This is a genomic window from Rhodococcus sp. 14C212, from assembly GCF_011058195.1.
Lineage (GTDB): Bacteria > Actinomycetota > Actinomycetes > Mycobacteriales > Mycobacteriaceae > Rhodococcus > Rhodococcus aetherivorans.
Genome location: NZ_JAALEH010000011.1, coordinates 99,539 through 113,210, shown reverse-complemented (window position 1 = coordinate 113,210; position 13,672 = coordinate 99,539). Strand labels below are relative to the sequence as shown.

General features: G+C 70.6%; 12 protein-coding genes and 1 pseudogene. 7 read left to right on the top strand and 6 right to left on the bottom strand.

All coding sequences use genetic code 11. The annotated features are described in order from the left end of the window. From G6038_RS08170 to G6038_RS08160, 3 genes and pseudogenes are all read left to right on the top strand, one after another. Positions 1–194 (top strand): annotated as a pseudogene (locus tag G6038_RS08170) (acetyl-CoA C-acyltransferase); the annotation flags it as partial. A gap of 95 nt (positions 195–289) precedes the next feature. After that, positions 290–661 (top strand): DUF3817 domain-containing protein, encoded by a 372-nt coding sequence (locus tag G6038_RS08165; protein ID WP_165037190.1) that lies wholly within the window; start codon positions 290–292, stop codon positions 659–661. A 96-nt stretch (positions 662–757) separates the two neighbouring features. Further along, positions 758–1,648, top strand: coding sequence for a tetratricopeptide repeat protein (locus tag G6038_RS08160; RefSeq protein WP_165037202.1), 891 nt, complete (start codon positions 758–760; stop codon positions 1,646–1,648). A 55-nt stretch (positions 1,649–1,703) separates the two neighbouring features. On the opposite strand, the gene G6038_RS08155 is transcribed toward G6038_RS08160, so the two are convergent. From G6038_RS08155 to G6038_RS08145, 3 genes are read right to left on the bottom strand one after another with little or no spacing between them, the layout of a single operon-like run. Then, positions 1,704–3,143: a metallopeptidase gene (locus G6038_RS08155; RefSeq protein WP_346772774.1), complete on the bottom strand. Its 1,440-nt coding sequence runs from the start codon at positions 3,141–3,143 to the stop codon at positions 1,704–1,706. Positions 3,144–3,174: 31 nt separating this feature from the next. Next, positions 3,175–5,373, bottom strand: a complete 2,199-nt coding sequence (gene glgB, locus G6038_RS08150) for a 1,4-alpha-glucan branching protein GlgB (protein ID WP_165037189.1) — start codon at positions 5,371–5,373, stop codon at positions 3,175–3,177. Next, positions 5,370–7,412, bottom strand: a complete 2,043-nt coding sequence (locus tag G6038_RS08145; RefSeq protein WP_165037188.1) for an alpha-1,4-glucan--maltose-1-phosphate maltosyltransferase — start codon at positions 7,410–7,412, stop codon at positions 5,370–5,372. Before G6038_RS08145 ends, glgB begins: the two co-directional genes overlap by 4 nt. A 349-nt stretch (positions 7,413–7,761) precedes the next feature. Here G6038_RS08145 and glgP point away from each other — a divergent pair, with 349 nt between their 5' ends. Further along, positions 7,762–10,341, top strand: a complete 2,580-nt coding sequence (gene glgP / locus G6038_RS08140; protein WP_165037187.1) for an alpha-glucan family phosphorylase — start codon at positions 7,762–7,764, stop codon at positions 10,339–10,341. Here glgP and G6038_RS08135 read toward each other — a convergent pair whose 3' ends face one another. Continuing rightward, the gene (locus tag G6038_RS08135; RefSeq protein WP_165037186.1) at positions 10,342–10,917 is read right to left on the bottom strand and encodes a TetR/AcrR family transcriptional regulator; all 576 of its coding nucleotides are present in this window, start codon (positions 10,915–10,917) and stop codon (positions 10,342–10,344) included. It lies immediately after the preceding gene. 93 nt (positions 10,918–11,010) lie between these two features. Here G6038_RS08135 and G6038_RS08130 point away from each other — a divergent pair, with 93 nt between their 5' ends. The 3 genes from G6038_RS08130 (at position 11,011) to G6038_RS08120 (ending at position 13,004) form a co-directional block, all read left to right on the top strand. Next, the gene (locus tag G6038_RS08130; protein ID WP_165037185.1) at positions 11,011–11,895 is read left to right on the top strand and encodes an alpha/beta hydrolase; all 885 of its coding nucleotides are present in this window, start codon (positions 11,011–11,013) and stop codon (positions 11,893–11,895) included. Positions 11,896–11,915: 20 nt separating this feature from the next. Further along, entirely contained in the window at positions 11,916–12,422 is a 507-nt protein-coding gene (locus G6038_RS08125; RefSeq protein WP_165037184.1) for an HPP family protein, read from the top strand. Between the two features lie 117 nt (positions 12,423–12,539). Continuing rightward, positions 12,540–13,004: an ATP-binding protein gene (locus G6038_RS08120; protein ID WP_165037183.1), complete on the top strand. Its 465-nt coding sequence runs from the start codon at positions 12,540–12,542 to the stop codon at positions 13,002–13,004. A gap of 104 nt (positions 13,005–13,108) precedes the next feature. Here the strand turns inward: G6038_RS08120 and G6038_RS08115 are convergent, their stop codons facing one another. After that, positions 13,109–13,306 (bottom strand): AMP-binding protein, encoded by a 198-nt coding sequence (locus G6038_RS08115; protein ID WP_165037182.1) that lies wholly within the window; start codon positions 13,304–13,306, stop codon positions 13,109–13,111. Positions 13,307–13,361: 55 nt separating this feature from the next. Beyond that, positions 13,362–13,556 carry a hypothetical protein gene (locus tag G6038_RS31220; RefSeq protein ID WP_240918353.1) on the bottom strand — a complete coding sequence of 65 codons (195 nt, stop codon included), beginning with the start codon at positions 13,554–13,556 and terminating at the stop codon, positions 13,362–13,364. Positions 13,557–13,672: the final 116 nt, after the last annotated feature.

The following is a 13,672-nucleotide window of genomic DNA, read 5'->3' as shown; positions in this document are numbered from 1 at the left end:
GGATCGACCCGGCCCGGATCAACGTCAACGGCGGCGCGATCGCGCTGGGCCACCCGCTGGGGATGTCCGGGGCCCGGATCGTGCTGCACCTGGCGCTCGAACTGGCCCGCCGCGGCGGCGGCGTCGGGGCCGCGGCGCTGTGCGGCGGCGGCGGCCAGGGCGACGCCCTCATCGTCCGCGTCCCCAAGGCGTAGAGCGCGTCCATTACTCCCGTCACCGCCCCTGCGCACCGCGCGGGGGCGGTGACGTCCCTCACAGCAACGACAGCTCGTCGTAGCCGATCGGCACAATGGTGTGCATGGCGAACTTCTTCGATCTCAGCACCCCGGCAAAGCGGTTCCGCTTCGTCGCCGTCCTCGAGGCCTTCACCTGGGCCGGCCTGCTCCTCGGCATGGCGTTCAAGTACCTGCCCGAGAACGGCAACGAGATCGGGGTGAAGATCTTCGGCCCGCTGCACGGCGGCGTGTTCGTCGCCTTCGTCCTCGTCGCCCTCGTCACCGCGCGGGCGCTGAAGTGGAACCTGGTCACCACCGGCCTGGCCCTGATCTCGTCCGTCCCGCCGTTCGGCACGATCGTCTTCGAATGGTGGGCCGTGCGCACCGGCCGGCTCGCGGAACTGTCCGCGCAAGCGCGTCCGGCCGACGCGCCCGCACTCGCCTGACCTGCTGTACCCTGTCGCGCGGAACGTGACAGACTGGACGACGTGACTCGACCAGGTTCCCGTCCTGCAGCACGTTCCGCCGCGACCGCCGCGGCGATGTCCGGCGCGGTGGATCTCGCGCCCCTCAAGGAGCGGTCTACCGCGCCCCCACCTCCGTCGCAGCCCGGCTCCGGCACCGGCCCCCAGTCCGGTTTCACGCCCGTCGTCGACGTCACCGAGGCCACCTTCGAGGCCGAGGTGCTGCAGCGCTCGATGCAGGTCCCCGTCATCGTGGACCTGTGGGCCACCTGGTGTGGCCCGTGCAAGCAGCTCTCGCCGGTCCTCGAGAAGCTGGCTCACGAGGGCGGCGGCAGCTGGGTCCTCGCGAAGGTCGACGTGGACGCCAACCCGCGGATCGCGCAGGCGTTCGGTGTGCAGTCCGTGCCGACCGTCGTCGCGATCGCCGCCGGGCAGCCCCTCGCCGACTTCCAGGGCGTGCAGCCCGAACCGCAGCTTCGGCAATGGCTCGCCGCCATCCAGGACGCGGTCGCCGGAAAGTTGTCCGGCCCGCCCGGCGCCGAGCCCGTGGAGGAGCAGGAGGATCCGCGGTTCGTCGCCGCCGAGCAGGCGCTCGAGGCAGGGGACCTGGCCGGTGCCGAGGCGGCGTACGAGCTGATCCTCAACTCCGAGCCCGCCAATGCCGATGCTCTGGCCGCGCTGCGGCAGGTCCGGTTCCTCGCCCGCGCCCAGTCGGTGCCCGAGGACGCGATCGCCACGGCCGACGCCGCCCCGGCCGACCTCGGGGCGCAGCTCGCTGCGGCCGACGCCGAACTGTTCGCCCAGCAGCCCGAGGCCGCCTTCACCCGGCTGATCGGGTTCGTCGCCCGCAGCGCCGGCGACGAGCGGAATGCCGCCCGCACGCGGCTGCTGGAGCTGTTCGAGCTGTTCGATCCCGCCGAGCCGTTCGTCGTCGCGGCGCGCCGTAAGCTGGCGTTGGCTCTGTACTGATCGGTTCCCGACCCGCGGTGGCGGTCCGGCTGTCCTGGCCGCCACCGCGCGTCCGTCAGTGGTAGCGGCCCGAGCAGGCGGCCTCGCCGCCGAGAACCCCGGTGCGGAACGCGTCCACCCGGGAGAAGCCGCTCGGCACGGTGTTGCCGTTGACGTCGCTGGCGGCGAGACCGTCGGTCAGCAGACCGGAGACCGCCTCGTCGAGATCGCCCGGTGACAACCACACCATGTCCTCGGCCGGCTGGGCGCCGGTGCTGTCGGGGCTCAGCTCCGCGCTGATCACGCCGGCGAGGCAGGCAGCCCGCAGCGCGGTCTGGGCGTCGCCGAGCGACTGGCCGGCCGCGTTCTGCACGGCGAGGGCGTATCGGGAGGCGAGCAGCACGTAGGCGGCGTAGTCGCCACGCACGTCGGTCGTGATCCCCCCGGCTCCCGTCTGCAACGGGGTACCGCGGTCCGCCAGCTCGTCGACGTCCACGCCGATGGTGTTGGTGGCGGGACAGTACGACACCGGCGATGTGGCCTTCGCGTCCGGACAGCCGAGGTCGGCGCCGGACAGGTCGAGCTCCGGTTGCTCCGGCAGATCGAACACCCGGCGGAACGAGGCCATCAGCGCCTCCACCGACTCCTCGGTCACGGGGAGTTCGCCGTCGTCGGAGCTGTCGAAGAACTGCGGCAGATCGGCGCGCCGGGACTCGATCTCGGTGGCGTCGATGCGGGTGCACGATCCCGCACCGTCGGTGAAACCGAGCTGGAACGCGGTGACGCGTTCGAATGCCGATCCGTGGATCGCGCCCGGGTCGTTGGGGTCGCTGTCACGGAAGGACACCATCGACGCCAGCACCGAGTTCAGCCCGTCCGAGGTGTTCAAGCGGAAGTGCTCCGAGTTGCCGGCGGCGACGTGCCGCATGAAGGCGCCCGCGAAGCAGTCCGCCTGCTGCTCGAACACGATGCCCGGATCGTCCTCGGCGACCGTCCCGGCCTTGAACTGGACGGCGTGCCCGTACTCGTGGGCGAGCACCGTCACCGCCGCCATGGGACCGAACGTCTCGATGAGCTGCGGCATCAGGTAGGTGCGGTCCCAGCCGATGACGTCGTCGCGGTTGCAGTACGCGGCGTTGATGAACTCGAAGGTGGATTCGCCGCAGAATCTCGGGCCGCGTTCGTCGGGATCCCACGAGGCGATCGTGCCGACGGGCTCGAACGCGCCTCGAGCGATGCGCGGAAACTCCTCGTTCCAGTAGGCCTCGATGTCGGCGACGGCGTTGCCTGCGAGGACGTCGACGTCCCCGCCGTCCGAGTTCTCGATCGTCACCTGCGCGTCCGTGGCGGCGGGCCGCGGGCCGCTCGGGCCCGAGGACACCGGCAGGCCCGCCACCGAGAACGGGTTGTCGTAGATGGAGACGGCGGTGCCCTCGATGCGAGCGGCACATCCGGCGAGCAACATCACGGCCAGCGCCGGTACCGCGAGGCGGAACGGCAGCCGCGTCCGAGTCACCTGTTCTTCTCCTGTCGTCCGGGGACGGCGGTCACCGCTGCAACGTCAGCCAGATCGCACCGTAAGCAGGCAGCGTCACCTCCGCCGACGCCGGGCGCCCGTGCCAGGAGCGTGCCGTGGCCGTCACGGCGCCGAGGTTGCCGACGCCGTTGCCCTGGTAGGCCGTCGAATCCGTGTTGAGGATCTCCGACCACTGTCCTGTTTCGGGTAGTCCGACACGATAGTCCGAATGCGTCGATCCGGAGAAGTTGAACAGGCACGCCACGACCGAACCGTCGCTCCCGTGACGGAGAAAGCTCAGCACGTTGTTTGCCGAGTCGTTGGCGTCGATCCACGAGTACCCGCTCGGCGAGGTGTCCAGCGTCCACAGGGCGGGGTGCTCACGGTAGATCCGGTTGAGGTCGGCGACGAGCCGGTGTACGCCCTGGTGCAGCGGTCCGGTGTGCGGATCGTCGAGCTGCCACCAGTCCAGGCCCCGCTCCTCGGACCATTCCGCGGTCTGGCCGAACTCCTGCCCCATGAACAGCAGTTGCTTGCCGGGGTGGGCCCACATGTACGCGAGCAGGCCGCGCAGGCCGGCGGCCTGCTCCCGGTCGCCGCCCGGCATCCGGGTCCAGAGCGTGCCCTTGCCGTGCACGACCTCGTCGTGGCTGATGGGCAGGACGAAGTTCTCACTCCAGGCGTACACCAGCGAGAAGGTGATCTCGTGGTGGTGGTACGTGCGGTGCACCGGGTCCCGGCCGATGTACCCGAGGGTGTCGTGCATCCATCCCATGTTCCATTTCATGGAGAATCCGAGTCCGCCGGCGTGGGTGGGCCGGGTGACGCCGGGCCACGCCGTGGACTCCTCGGCGATGGTGACGACGCCGGGGTGGAGCTTGTGCACGGTGGCGTTCATCTCCTGCAGGAAGGCCACCGCCTCGAGGTTCTCCCGCCCGCCGTACACGTTGGGTGTCCAGCCGCCCTCGGGTCGCGAGTAGTCGAGGTACAACATCGAGGCGACGGCGTCGACGCGCAGGCCGTCGATGTGGAACTCGTCGATCCAGTACAGCGCGTTGGCGACGAGGAAGTTGCGCACCTCCCGGCGGCCGAAGTCGAAGACGTAGGTGCCCCAGTCCAGCTGCTCGCCACGCCGGGGATCCGGGTGTTCGTAGAGGGCGCTGCCGTCGAACCGGGCCAGGGCCCACTCGTCCTTCGGAAAGTGGGCGGGCACCCAGTCCACGATCACGCCGATGCCGGCGGCGTGCAGCCGGTTGACGAACGCACGGAACTCGTCGGGCGTGCCGAAGCGGGCGGTGGGGGCGTAGTACGAGGTGACCTGGTAACCCCACGATCCGCCGAAGGGGTGCTCGGCCACCGGCAGCAGCTCGACGTGGGTGAAGCCGGCCTCCGCGACGTACTCGGCGAGCTGGTCGGCCAGCTCCCGGTATCCGAGGCCGGGGCGCCACGAGGCGAGGTGCACCTCGTAGACGCTCATCGGCTCCTGCCACGGCCGCGAGTCGGCCCGGGCGGCGAGCCACGCCTCGTCGCCCCACTCGTAGCTGCTGTGGTTCACCACCGAGGCCGTCGCCGGCGGCACCTCGGTGGCGAACGCCATCGGGTCGGCCTTGTCCAGGACCGAACCGTCGCGGCCGTGGACCCGGAACTTGTACAGCGCACCCGGCTCCACGTCGGGCAGGAACAGTTCCCACACGCCGCTGGAGCCGAGGACCCGCATCGGCGCGAGCCGGCCGCTCCAGCCGTCGAAGTCGCCGACGACCGTGACGCCGCGCGCGCCGGGCGCCCACACCGCGAACGACGTGCCGCGGACCGTGCCGTCGGGGGTCTCGTACGACCGCGGATGCGCCCCGAGGATCTCCCACAGCCGCTCGTGCCTGCCCTCGGCGAACAGGTGCAGGTCCAGCTCCCCGAGCGTGGGCAGGAACCGGTACGGGTCGGCGACGACGACGGTGTGCTCGAACGGGTAGGTCACTACGAGCCGATAGTCCGACAGGTCGTGCACCGGGACGAGCGCGCTGAACACGTCGTGGCCGAGAGGCTCGAGTGGGTGATCGATGCCGCCGATGCGCGCCGCCACCTTCTCCGCGTGGGGGCGCATGGCCCGGATGATCGTGCCTTCCGGGTGCGGATGCGCGCCGAGCATCGAGTGCGGATCGTGGTGCTCGCCGGCCGCCAGCCGGGCGAGGTCGTGCGGGTTGGGGGAGTGGCGTCGAGTCGGGGGCACTGTCACGAGTTGCTCCTGTAGGCGAGGGTGGTTCGCGTCGGTACACCGATCGGCGGCAACGCCAGGATGTGCGCCACCGCGCGCCAGGGTTCGAGCCGGACGAAGTTGGCCTGGCCCCACGAGTACTGCGCGCCGGACACCTCGTCGAACACCGTGAGCTGGTCGTGCCATTCGTGGCCGAGCGCCGGCATGTCCAGCCAGACGGTGCCCTGCTCGGCGCCGAACGGGTTGAGGTTGATCACGGTGAGGACCGAATCCCCGGTCCTGGGATCGAATTTCGAGTACGCGATCAGGGCGTCGTTGTCGATGTGGTGGAAGTGGATGTTGCGCAGCTGCTGCAGGGCCGGGTGGGCGCGCCGGATCCGGTTGAGCGTGGCGATCCACGGCTCGAGGGATTCGCCACGGCGGCGGGCCTCGTCGAACCGTCGCGGACGCAGCTGGTACTTCTCCGAGTCGAGGTACTCCTCGCTGCCGGGTCGCAGCGGAACGTGTTCGTAGAGTTCGTAACCGGAGTACACCCCCCACGACGGGGCGAGCGTGGCCGCGAGGGCCGCGCGCAGAGCGAACATTCCGGGCCCGCCGTGTTGCAGCGTCTCGTGCAGGATGTCGGGCGTGTTGACGAACAGGTTCGGGCGTGCCTCGTCCGCCTTCCCCGCGATCTCCTGTCCGAATTCGGTCAGCTCCCACTTCGCCACGCGCCAGGTGAAGTACGTGTAGGACTGCGTGAAGCCGCGTCGGCCGAGGCCGTACATGCGGGCGGGACGGGTGAAGGCCTCGGACAGGAACAGCACGTCGGGATCGGTGCGCTTGACCTCGCCGATCAGCCATTCCCAGAAGTTCGGCGGCTTGGTGTGCGGGTTGTCGACTCGGAAGATCTTGACGCCGAGGCTGATCCAGTGCCGCACCACGCGCAGCACCTCGGCGTAGATGCCGTCCGGATCGTTGTCGAAGTTGACCGGATAGATGTCCTGGTACTTCTTGGGCGGGTTCTCGGCGTAGGCGATCGTGCCGTCCGGCAGGACCGTGAACCACTCGGGATGTTCCTTCGCCCACGGGTGGTCCGGGGCGCACTGCAGCGCCAGATCGAGGGCCACTTCGAGGTCGAGTTCGCGCGCCCGGGCGACGAAGGCGCGGAAGTCGTCCTCCGTGCCGAGCTGCGGGTGGATCGCGTCGTGGCCGCCCTCGTCGGAGCCGATGGCCCAGGGGGAGCCCACGTCGTCCGGGCCGGCGGTGAGGGTGTTGTTCGGTCCCTTGCGGTTGACCTTGCCGATCGGGTGGATGGGCGGCAGGTACACCACGTCGAAGCCCATCGCGGCGACCCGCGGCAGTTCCTCCGCGGCGGTGGCGAAGGTGCCGTGTCGTGGCGTGCCGTCCTCGTTCCACCCGCCCGTCGAGCGGGGGAAGAACTCGTACCAGGAACCGAACAGGGCCCGTTCCCGATCGACCACGGCGGTGTACGCCTTCCCGCGGGTGATCAGCTCGCGCAGCGGATTGACCCGCAGGATCTCGGTGATGTCGGCGGCGAAGGCAGGCGCGATCCGGTCGGCGAGCGGCCGCTCCGAACGCAGCGCCGCGGCCACGGCGAGCAGGGCCGGGCGGTTGGGGCGCGGCGCGGTCTTCGCGGCCTTCTCGAACAGGCGTGCGCCGATCTCGATGTCGTTCGCCAGGTCCTCCGGACCCTGGCCGGCGTCGACCTTCGCGTCCACTGCGTGCCGCCACGTGGTCACCGGATCGCTCCAGGCCTCCACCCGGTACGTCCACAGTCCCGGACTGGTGGGGGTGAACACGGCGTGGAAGGTGTCGGGCTCCTCGCCGGGAACCATCGGGATCCGGATCAGCTTCCCTTCGCTCTCCGGATCCGACCCCGGCCCGCGCACGGCCAGGGTGGCGGCGACGGCGTCGTGGCCTTCGCGCCACACGACTGCCGACACGGGAACCACCTCCCCGACAACGGCCTTGACCGGATGTCGCCCTCCCGAGATGTCGGGACGGACATCGTCGATGCCGAGGCGGCCTGTCGCGCTGGCTCCGATTCGACCTGTCACGCTCGCTCCGTTCCGTCTGTCATGCCGGCTCCGTTTCCCTCGCACGGTCTGCTGACGAGCCTTCGGATGCGGCCCGTCTCCAACCGTAGTGGAGGTACGCACCGCCGTCCCCTCATGCGACGCGCAATGTCGCGTCCGCCCCGCGACAGCTGTTACCCGGGGCGGACGCGACCAAACGAAGCGGACATTCGCGCGCTGGTACGTTTCCTGCCGTCAACGTCGATCGCCTCCTCGGGGGAGGCTCGACGAGGAACACGCATCGGCCTGCTCGCCGGGAACGCGGCCCGGCCGGACGGCTGCCGCATTTGCCGATCTTCCCGACCGGCGGAATGTCGGTAGTCTTCCCGGGGTGAGAGCCTTGCGTCGGTTCACCGTACGAGCCCACCTTCCCCAGCGGCTGGCCGGACTGGGCCCGCTCGCCGTCAACCTGCGCTGGTCGTGGCACACGCCCACGCAGGATCTGTTCGCCTCGATCGACCCCGCGCTGTGGCGTCGCGTCGAGCACGACCCGGTGCGGATGCTCGGTGAGGTGCCGCCGGCCCGGCTCGACGAGCTCGCCGCCGACGAGGAGTTCCTCGCGCGGCTCGACGCCGAGTCGGCCGACCTCGACGACTACCTCTCGAGGCCGCGCTGGTACCAGCACCAGCAACAGGAGGACCCCGGGCTGCCGTCCGGCATCGCCTACTTCTCCATGGAGTTCGGCGTTTCCGAGGTTCTGCCGAACTACTCCGGCGGACTCGGCATCCTCGCCGGCGACCACCTCAAGGCGGCCTCGGACCTCGGCCTGCCGCTCATCGGTGTCGGCCTGCTCTACCGCTCCGGCTACTTCCGTCAGTCCCTGACCGCCGACGGATGGCAGAGCGAGCACTACCCGAACTACGACCCGCAGGGACTGCCGCTGCGGCTGTTGACCGAGGCCGGCGGCACCCCTGCGCTGATCGAGGTCGCCGTGCCCGGCAATCGCACCCTCACCGCCCGGGTGTGGATCGCCCAGGTGGGCCGCGTCCCGTTGCTGCTGCTCGACTCGGACATCGCCGAGAACGACGAGGAACTGCGCGGGGTCACCGACCGCCTCTACGGCGGCGACCAGGACCATCGCATCAAGCAGGAGATCCTGGCCGGGGTCGGCGGGGTACGCGCCGTCCGCGCCTACACCCGGATCGCGGGACTTCGCGATCCCGAGGTGTTCCACATGAACGAGGGACACGCCGGGTTCCTGGGCGCCGAGCGCATCCGCGAACTGGTCACGGGCGCCGGCCTGGACTTCGACGAGGCGCTCGCCGCCGTGCGCGCCGGCACCGTCTTCACCACCCACACCCCGGTCCCCGCGGGCATCGACCGGTTCCCGGCGGAACTCGTCCGGCACTACTTCTCCGGTCCGAACGGCGAGAACGAGTCGGCGCTGCTGCCCGGCCTGGGGGTGGACCGCATCCTTTCCCTCGGCCGGGAATCGGACCCCCGTGTGTTCAACATGGCCCATCTGGGTCTGCGGCTCGGCCAGCGCAGCAACGGCGTGTCGAAGCTGCACGGCCGGGTCAGCCGCGAGATGTTCGTGGGCCTGTGGCCCGGCTTCGACGCCGGCGAGGTGCCGATCGGGTCGGTCACCAACGGCGTGCACGCCCACACCTGGGCCGCCCGCGAGTGGCTCGAGTTCGCCAACCGTCTCGCCGGTCCGGACCGGGTCGAGGAAGCCAAGGGCTGGGAACTGCTGCAGACGGTCGAACCGCGCGAGCTGTGGGCCACCCGCAACACGTTGCGTGCGCAGCTGGTGGAGGAGATCCGTCGGCGGCTGCGCCGGTCCTGGCTCCAGCGCGGCGCCACCGAGGCCGAACTCGGCTGGGTGGAGGGGGTCTTCGATCCGCACGTGCTCACCGTCGGCTTCGCCCGCCGGGTGCCGACCTACAAGCGGCTCACCCTGATGCTGCGCGACCCGGAACGACTGCGGGCCCTGCTGCTCGACGAGGAACGCCCCGTGCAGCTGGTCGTCGCCGGTAAGAGCCACCCGGCCGACGACGGCGGCAAGGCACTGATCCAGCAGGTGGTGCGGTTCGCCGATGCCGCCGACGTGCGGCACCGCATCGTTTTCCTACCGGACTACGACATGTCCATGGCCCGGTACCTCTACTGGGGCTGCGACGTGTGGCTGAACAACCCGCTGCGCCCGCTCGAGGCGTGCGGCACCTCCGGGATGAAGTCGGCCCTCAACGGCGGGCTCAACCTCTCCATCCGCGACGGCTGGTGGGACGAGATGTACGACGGCGAGAACGGCTGGGCCATCCCCACCGCCGACGGCGTGATCGACGAACACCGCCGCGACGACCTCGAGGCCAGCGCCCTGTACGAGCTGCTCGAGCGATCGGTCCTGCCGCGGTTCTACGACCGGGACGGCAGCGGTGTGCCCACCCGCTGGATCGAGATGGTGCGGCACACGCTCCAGAACCTCGGTCCGAAGGTGCTCGCCTCCCGCATGGTCCGGGACTACACCGTGCAGTACTACGCGCCGGCCGCCGCGGCCGCGCGCGAGGCGGTCGCCGACGGGTTCGCCGGGGCGCGGGAGCTCGCCCACTACCGTCGTCGCGTCGAGGCGGCCTGGCCGGCCGTGCGGGTGGCCCAGGTCGACAGCGCCGGACTGCCGGACATCCCGGAGATCGGCTCCAAGCTGGCCCTGACCGCCCACGTGTACCTCGGCGGTCTCCGGGTGACCGACGTGGTCGTACAGGCCGTCGTCGGCCGGGTCGGCGCCGACGACACCCTGTCCGACGTGGTGACGGTGCCGATGCGGCACACCGGCACGGACCCGCTGGGCGAGGTCTTCGAGGTCGAGGTCGCGCTGCCGATGGCCGGGTCGGTCGGCTACACGGTGCGGGTGCTGCCGCACCACGAGCTGCTCGCGTCGGACGCCGAACTCGGCAAGGTCGTGCTCGCCTAGCTAGCCCTCCGCTCCGGGCCCGCGGTCGCTCGCGTCGAGCAGGACGCGCGCGGCGTCGCGGGCCTGCCGGGCGACGGCGGGAGAACCGGAGATCGCCGCCGTCGCCATGGCCCCGTTGGCCAGGATCGCCAGCTGGTCGCCCAGTGCTGGGGGTCTGCCCGCGTCCGTCACGAGTCCGCGCAGGTAGCGCCGGAACGCGTCCTTGTGCGTACGGGCGATCTCGGCGACGTCGCCGGAGATTCCGCCGAGTTCGCCGAACGTGTTGATGAAGGTGCAGCCACGGAAGTCGCTGCAGGCGAACCATTCCTCGAGAAAGTCGAACACCGCGAGAACCCGCTCGCGCGGATCGGTGCGGGCGTCGACGTACCGGCGCAGATCCGTCAGCACGGTGTGGTCGCGCCGGGTCAGAACGGCCGCCACGAGCCGGTCCTTGGCGGGGTAGAGCTGATAGAGCCGCTTGAGCGACACCCCGGAGCGGGACCGGATCGTGTCCATTCCGACGGCTTGGACGCCGTGCTCGTTGAACAGTTCCTCGGCGGCATCGAGTAGCCGGGTCTGCGCGGTGTCCGCGTCCATCGAGCCCCTCCCTCTTGCATCGAGAACCATCGTTCTCTACGCTACACCCTGTATCGGAGAACGATCGTTCTCCGCCCGATCCCAGGAGGACTCATGTCCGCTTCCGCTGTCCGCCACCGCACCGAGACCATCGACGGGCTCGACGTCTCCTACCGCGAGGCCGGGGACCCGGGTGCGCCCGCTCTCGTTCTGCTGCACGGCTTCCCGTCCAGCTCGCACATGTTCCGAAATCTGCTCGGCGACCTCGCCGACGAGTACCACCTCGTCGCCCCCGACCACATCGGCTTCGGGCGATCGGCGATGCCCGCCGTCGACGAGTTCGACTACAGCTTCGACCGTCTCGCGCAGATCACCGACGCGCTGCTCGACCGGATCGGGTTGACCCGCTTCGCCCTCTACCTCCACGACTACGGCGCCCCGATCGGCCTGCGGATCGCGGCCGAGAACCCCGAGCGCATCACCGCGCTGATCACCCAGAGCGGCAACGCCTACCGCGAAGGGTTCACCCCGTTCTGGGAGGTCCTCTTCGCCCACGCACAGGACCGCGCCGCACACGAACCCGCCGTCCGTGCCCTCCTCGAGCCCGAGGCGACCCGGTGGCAGTACGTCCACGGTGTCCCCGAGGACCGGCTCGACCGGATCGCCCCGGAAGCCTGGCTGCTCGACCAGATGGGCCTCGATCGGCCCGGCAACAAGGAGATCCAGCTCCAGTTGTTCTGGGACTACCAGTTCAACCTCGACGCGTACCCGGCGTTCCAGGAGTACTTCCGCACCTGGCGGCCGCCGACCCTGGTGACGTGGGGTCGCGGCGACGAGATCTTCGGTCCCGCCGGTGCGGAAGCATTCGCCCGCGACCTCCCCGACGCGGAGATCCACCTGCTCGACGCAGGCCACTTCGCCCTCGAGACCCACGGGCCGGAGATCACGAACCTCATCCGCGGATTCCTGGGCCGCACTCTGGCCGGCCGCACACTCTGAGACCGAAGGAGAGTAATCGGATGCCACCGCTTCTCGGTGATGCACCGGACGGGTCCAGCCGTGCCCTGGCGGCCGCCCTCGCGCCGGGAGCCGTCGCGCTCGGCGCGGCCGGCGCGCTGGCCGCCCTCGAGAATCTCGCACACTGGGCGGTGTTCGGGTTGCCGTACGTCGCGTCCGCAGCCCTCATCGCTCTCGCACCCGGCACCCCGGCCGCCCGGCCCGGAGCGATCGTGCGGGCCTACCCCGCGGCCGCGGCCGCGGCGCTCGTCGTCGCGGCCGTCGCCGGTCCGTCGCAGGCAGGAGCCGCCGTGGCGGCGGGTCTCGCGGTCGTCGCCATGGCGCTGCTGCGGGCGCCGCACGTGCCCGCCGCCGTGTGTGCCGGGGCGATCGGGCTCACGGACCCGGGGATCGGCTACGTGGGAACCACGCTGGTGCCGGCGCTCCTCGTCGTCCTCGGCGTCGCGACCGTCGCCGGGCGGGTACTGCCCGGATTCGTCTATCCGGCGCGGGTCGCCCCTGCGGGCTGAGCGGGGACGGTCGCCCGTCGCTGTGCGCGCGCCCCCGCTTCGAGGTATAGGACCGCGTGGCGGTGGGTATACATCCGATGCGTTCGACCGAGGACGCATCGAAATTCGAGGAGGAGGATGCACTCGCGACACGCCTCTCAGGCGTTCACATCGACCGGGTTGTTCTACCGTGGGGTCCGCGCCGAGCCGAGCCAGGTGACGATGCTCCGGCAGGCCCTGGACCGGTGGCTGGACCGCCTCCACCTCGAGGCCGAACTCGGGCAGGACGTGCTGCTGGCCAGCTACGAAGCCCTGGCCAACGTCGTCGAGCACGCGTACCCCGACGGGTACGGAGATCGTGTCGGCGCGGTCGACCTGGAGGCCGTCTATCGGCCGGGGGAACCCTCCGTCGAAGTGATCGTCACCGATCACGGCCGGTGGCGGGCCCCGGCGGATCCGTCCGGTGACAGCTGCCGTGGCCACGGGCTCGCGTTGATCCGGAGCCTGACGTCGCGCACGGACGTCGTCACCGTCCCCGACGGCACCTCGGTCTCGATGAAGTGGGACGTCTCGACCTCGCCCGCGCTCGTCGCGGCGTCGTGAACCGGCAGTGACGGACCACCGACGTCCGGAAGCGCCCCCCTGCGGCGCTGTCCGGACGCCGGTGGTCCGGTCGGAGACCACCGACGCCGGGAGAACGTCGGTGGTCAGCTCCTGCGGCCGCGCCGGCTCGACGCCCACCCCGGGCGCCGGGGCGAGGACGCGATGGCCCTGCGCTCGTCGCCGGCCACGGTGCTCCCGTGGTCGTCCGCGAACATCGCGTCGATACGAGCCTTGATCTCGGCCGTGCTCATCGCCGAACCCGGGACGGTGCTCCGGTCGGCGATGTGATTCGGGTGGTTCATCGGTTCCTTGCTCGGGTGGGCCCGAAAGGGCCGTCGGATTCGGTGGACGGCGAGGTCAGGCGCGGATCATCACCGCTGCGACCGCGACCGTCGCCACCGTGAGAAGGGCGGCCAGCACGCCGAGGGCGAGGGATCGGCTGATCGCGACGGCGAGCCCGCAGGAGAGGGTGCCGGCACCGACGACGATGGCCGGCACCGAGAGCAGCGGCGAGCTGTCGCGGTGGGACGACGGATGTGCGATGTGAGCCATGGGTGTTCCTTCTTCGCGGATCGTGTCCGGGAGGTACACCTGCTCGGAGCGACGGGCAGCCGGGCCTCGAGCAGTATGTTCTCCCGAAAACCTGTCCACACGATTCGTGGAGAGTG

What these genes read in the sequence shown, in the direction of transcription:
- G6038_RS08165 (WP_165037190.1), top strand. Translation starts at nt 290, where the DNA reads ATGGTGTGCATGGCGAACTTCTTCGATCTCAGCACCCCGGCAAAGCGG.
- G6038_RS08160 (WP_165037202.1), top strand. Translation starts at nt 758, where the DNA reads ATGTCCGGCGCGGTGGATCTCGCGCCCCTCAAGGAGCGGTCTACCGCG.
- G6038_RS08135 (WP_165037186.1), bottom strand. Translation starts at nt 10,917, where the DNA reads ATGGACGCGGACACCGCGCAGACCCGGCTACTCGATGCCGCCGAGGAA.
- G6038_RS08130 (WP_165037185.1), top strand. Translation starts at nt 11,011, where the DNA reads ATGTCCGCTTCCGCTGTCCGCCACCGCACCGAGACCATCGACGGGCTC.
- G6038_RS08125 (WP_165037184.1), top strand. Translation starts at nt 11,916, where the DNA reads ATGCCACCGCTTCTCGGTGATGCACCGGACGGGTCCAGCCGTGCCCTG.
- G6038_RS08120 (WP_165037183.1), top strand. Translation starts at nt 12,540, where the DNA reads ATGCACTCGCGACACGCCTCTCAGGCGTTCACATCGACCGGGTTGTTC.
- G6038_RS08115 (WP_165037182.1), bottom strand. Translation starts at nt 13,306, where the DNA reads ATGAACCACCCGAATCACATCGCCGACCGGAGCACCGTCCCGGGTTCG.
- G6038_RS31220 (WP_240918353.1), bottom strand. Translation starts at nt 13,556, where the DNA reads ATGGCTCACATCGCACATCCGTCGTCCCACCGCGACAGCTCGCCGCTG.